A 4,498-nucleotide genomic window follows, 5' to 3' on the forward strand; every position below is an offset into this window, starting at 1 on the left:
TAACAACGTGTATAAAAAATGCTTAAATTAGTGCCTAATTCATAGGAAAGTTCACTTTTGTTGCGTCCGATTTTCCTGCGGAAAATCCTCGCGCACAAAACCGCACTTTCCATACACAAAAACGTTGTGGTGCATTTCCTCAGACCGCTCGGAAAAAACAAAATTCCGTTTTGATTAATCCAAATATTTATCTATTTTTGTATCTAAATGGATACGTTTTAAATGATAATCACTGAAAAAACATCTGAATTTGATAAGTGGATTAGAAAGCTCAAGGACATTAGGGCAAAAGCAAAAATCCTCTTCCGAATTCAGAAACTTGAAACAGATGAACATTTCGGAGATTGCAAACCTGTTGGAGACGGAATTAGTGAAATGCGAATTAATTATGCTAAAGGCTATCGAGTTTACTTTAAGGAGAAAGACAATAAAATAGTTGTTCTTCTAATCGGTGGAGATAAATCGACCCAACAAAAGGACATTAAAAAAGCGAAAGAAATCTGGAACAGAATAAAAGAAGAATAAAATGGCAACTACGAAATTTGATATAGCAGACTATTTGGACAGCGAAGAAATGATTGCTGAATATCTAAATACAGTACTTGAAGATGGAGAAAGTTCTGATTTGATAGTAGCAATCGGACATATTGCAAAGGCAATCGGAATGACCAAAATTGCGGAAAAAACTGGAATGAGCAGACCAAGTCTTTATAAAGCATTATCTGACGGAGCTAAACCACAATTTGTAACAATAATGAAAGTACTGAAAGCTATTGGCGGACAGATTAACGTGAAACCAATGTCAGCATAAAAAAACGACACCACAACAATGGCTATAAGTAATTGCTTGTTCTCGCCTACTTTGGAAATTCCTGCGGAATTTCCAACTTGGTGTGCACTTGCAGAGTTAAGTGCTAACCCACGCAACTACTCATAGCCGAGACCGTTGGCAATAATAAAAACACAACTATGAAAAAAGAAATCAACCTTAAAATAATAATAATAATTTGCCTTATTCTTTCTTCTTGTCAGAAGAATGATGAAAATGAATTAGAAGTTTTTCCTGTAGAAAAGGTTACTTATTCAGATCCAAATTCAGTTCTCGCACCAATTCCTGTTATGAATGGAACTATATCTTTTATACCAGGAGAAAATACCCCAGAAGATGCAACTTACAGAATGTACTTCGATACATCTGAAAATCCAACTACAGTCTATAATTTAGAGACAACCGAAAAGAAGTATACTAATTTAAAAATTAATACAACTTATTATTGGAGAGTCGACACAATAAGTAATAAAGGAGAAGTGTTGGCAAGTTCTCCAATCTGGCATTTTGTTACAGGGATTACCATTACAGTAAGAACACAGAATGACTTGGAACTCTTAGGTAGTAATAAATATTCTAAAATAGAAGGGATATTAATTATTGGAGACCTCATTAATATTTCTGGAACAGCTCCTTCTTCAACTGATATTAACGATTTATCTCCTTTGAAAGATTTGACTCAAGTATTTAAACTTGTAATAAATAATAATAATTCACTTAAAAACCTTAATGGTTTGTCAAATATTAAGGTTATTAATGACGATTTATTTATTGGTCAAGGTCAAGATTTAAAGGGTGGTAATTCTTCTTTAGAAGACATTAGTGCTTTATCAAATATAGAATCTCTAACTGGAACACTAATAATCTACAACAATGATAATCTAACTAGTTTGACAGGTTTAGAATCTTTAAAATCTATAAGTCAAGATTTAGTAATTGATAATAATATAAAACTAGATAATTTTTGTGCTCTTGAATTACTTTTTAATAATTCAGGATTATCTGGAAATTATTATGTTAAAGATAATAGTTTTAATCCTACAAAAACAAATCTAATAAACGGAATTTGTAATTAATTACTATTGCCAACAAAGTATAAAATTAATGCTTAGGTCTGTGCTTAAAACCAGCGATTAGTCCTGTTTTGTTACATCTGATTTTCCTTCGGAAAATCCTCGCACACAAAACCGCACTAATCTTATACATAAACGTTGTGCGTCATTTAAGAAAAATCGTACACAATAACAAAATTAAGGACATAAAACAGAGATTTTAGAACAAATGGAAAATGCAGATTTAGAAGTTTTATGTTGCTTTTGTGGTCAAGATTCAACATTTAACAAAGCGATTGAAATCACAATAGAATGTGATAAGAAAACTAAAGAGGTTCAGGCAGTTTATGCTCATTCTAAATGTCTTGACAAAGTTTTACATAAAAGTGTTCCGAGAGCATTTGATTTATAAATTGGAATAAATATTTAATGAAAAAATGGACTTTAATAATTGTTGGTGTTGTCCTACTTGGAATAATCGGAATTGGAATTAAAATCAACTCGGATTTGAATGAACTTGTGGAAGTTTTTAACTCTGAACATTCTTTGGACGAGCCGAATTTGATAATTATTGCGGACTCAATTTCACCAAACAAAAAATATAAATATTACGAATATCAATTTGACAAAGGCGGACTGGGATATTCAAGAATTTTTTGGTCAGTAATAGAGAAAAAGGAAAATGACCTTGGAAAAGGACTAATTCTACAAGGATATAAAATAATTGATTGGAACGAAAGTAACGAACTGATTTTAAGCGAATGGAATCCTACATCGGAATTAAAAACTGTATCTGAATTAAAAAACGGAACAATAATTAACGGAACGAAAATAAACATAGTAGAATAAAAACGAACGCACAACAATGTGTATAATTCATTGCTAGTTAGAGCCTACTTACGAAAGTCCTCGCGGACTTTCTATCTGTGATTTATTTGCTAGCTTTAGTGCTGAAACACGCAACGAAATAATACACTAGACCGTTGGCAGCAAGTTGACAAAACCCGAACTTAAAAGAATGAGAGTAACAACTTTTCCAGATTGGATTTTTGATTTTGACGAAACTAGAATGGGTTGGTACAATATAAATGCTACTCGTATCACAGGAAATTTAATCGGAATTGACGGAACTGATGAATATACTGGACTTGAAAGAATTATATCTGACATTGTTGACTTTGAACTAACTCAAAACCGAACTTACTCATATTGGAATAGCGTGTTTGCGGAAATTTTTAAATCAAACGGAATAATATTTCACAATAATTTGGAATTAGTAAACCCGAATGACCATTTCAAAAGTTGGGTAATAAAATTATATGACGTTGAATTATACTTTAAAAGCTCTGAACCAGAAATCAGACTGATTCGAAATGAGAAACGTTTGTACTCAAAAAAATGGACTGAATTTAACGGAACCGAATTTTATAAACTAATAAAAGAAATAAAACCAGCTGCCAACATTGTATATAAAAAATTGCTATTTTTAGCTTAACCAATGTTAGTTGCTTTGTTTGCTTGCATCTGATTTTCCTTCGGAAAATCCTCGCACACAAAACCGCACTAATCTTATACATAAACGTTACCAAACAATTAAAGAAACCTATGAAATATTATTTTTTATTTTTTTTGCTCTTTATTTTATCTTGTGATAGCGATGATAATTCATCAACTTTCAAAAATACTTTTGTAGATAGAATAACAACTACAGACGCAAATGGCAACGTTGAAAAAGTAATTGATTACATATATGATATTAATGATTTAAAGGAAATTAGTGAAACTAATTCGAATGGAGAAACATTTATTAGTACTCTAAACTATGATAATGAAGGAGAAGTAACATCAATATCTTTTAATGATGGAACAGAAGTTTTTTACAATTACGGACTGTTTTATGGAAATTTAATTGAAAGTACGATTGAAATAAACGGCACTACGATTAAACATCGATATGATTATGACCAGCTTCAATTAATATCTGACAAAAAATACGAAAATGATGTTCTTGTTTGCGAAATAAATTATACATATGACGGTTTAACTATTAATAGTACTAATTCTTGTACTTCTGAAAGTTTAATCATAGAACGAGACCAAACAACGGTAAGCCCTTTAGTTACTGTTTATAACTACCAACTTTTAAATATAAATAATATAGGCTCAAGAAATATTACATCTATTTTGAACATTGACACAAATGAGTTTACCGAATTTATTTACAATGAATTTAATGACAGAAATCTTGTTCTAAATAAAAAAAAATATGTTAATGGTGAATTAACTAATATAATTGAATACGAATATGATTTACGCTAAAATTAAGCTGAAAAAATAAATCGTTTGGTAACACCGTGTATAGCTCATTGCTAGTCAGTTGCTTAAACAAAGTTAAGTCATATTTGGAAAGTCGCCAAATTTTTAAATTTGACGATTTCAAACTAAAAATATAAATAGTAAAATTTAAAAATTTGGCTTGTGGCTCGACCGAAAAATAATTGCTAATTTAAACGCAACGAGCCATACACAAGACCGTTACAAAACATTTTGACCCGTCCTGAATAAAGGCTACATAATTTAACACAATTATGTATAAAAATGACAAAGTAATTAGACG

The 4,498-nt window shown here is 30.8% G+C and carries 7 protein-coding genes; all 7 read left to right on the forward strand.

What is annotated here, in order from left to right; translation table 11 throughout:
• Positions 1–222: 222 nt before the first annotated feature.
• Positions 223–525 carry a type II toxin-antitoxin system RelE/ParE family toxin gene (locus Q0739_RS14590; RefSeq protein ID WP_298239475.1) on the forward strand — a complete coding sequence of 101 codons (303 nt, stop codon included), beginning with the start codon at positions 223–225 and terminating at the stop codon, positions 523–525.
• Position 526: 1 nt separating this feature from the next.
• Positions 527–811 (forward strand): addiction module antidote protein, encoded by a 285-nt coding sequence (locus Q0739_RS14595; protein ID WP_298239476.1) that lies wholly within the window; start codon positions 527–529, stop codon positions 809–811.
• Positions 812–969: 158 nt separating this feature from the next.
• The gene (locus Q0739_RS14600) at positions 970–1,905 is read left to right on the forward strand and encodes a hypothetical protein (protein WP_298239477.1); all 936 of its coding nucleotides are present in this window, start codon (positions 970–972) and stop codon (positions 1,903–1,905) included.
• Positions 1,906–2,110: 205 nt separating this feature from the next.
• Positions 2,111–2,293, forward strand: a complete 183-nt coding sequence (locus Q0739_RS14605) for a hypothetical protein (protein WP_298239478.1) — start codon at positions 2,111–2,113, stop codon at positions 2,291–2,293.
• 17 nt (positions 2,294–2,310) lie between these two features.
• Entirely contained in the window at positions 2,311–2,730 is a 420-nt protein-coding gene (locus tag Q0739_RS14610) for a hypothetical protein (RefSeq protein WP_298239479.1), read from the forward strand.
• Between the two features lie 169 nt (positions 2,731–2,899).
• Positions 2,900–3,376 (forward strand): hypothetical protein, encoded by a 477-nt coding sequence (locus tag Q0739_RS14615; protein WP_298239480.1) that lies wholly within the window; start codon positions 2,900–2,902, stop codon positions 3,374–3,376.
• Positions 3,377–3,486: 110 nt separating this feature from the next.
• Complete coding sequence (locus tag Q0739_RS14620; protein WP_298239481.1) at positions 3,487–4,200, forward strand: hypothetical protein; 714 nt, start codon at positions 3,487–3,489, stop codon at positions 4,198–4,200.
• Positions 4,201–4,498 lie beyond the last annotated feature (298 nt).

This window comes from uncultured Algibacter sp. (assembly GCF_947487605.1).
Taxonomy (GTDB): domain Bacteria; phylum Bacteroidota; class Bacteroidia; order Flavobacteriales; family Flavobacteriaceae; genus Algibacter_D.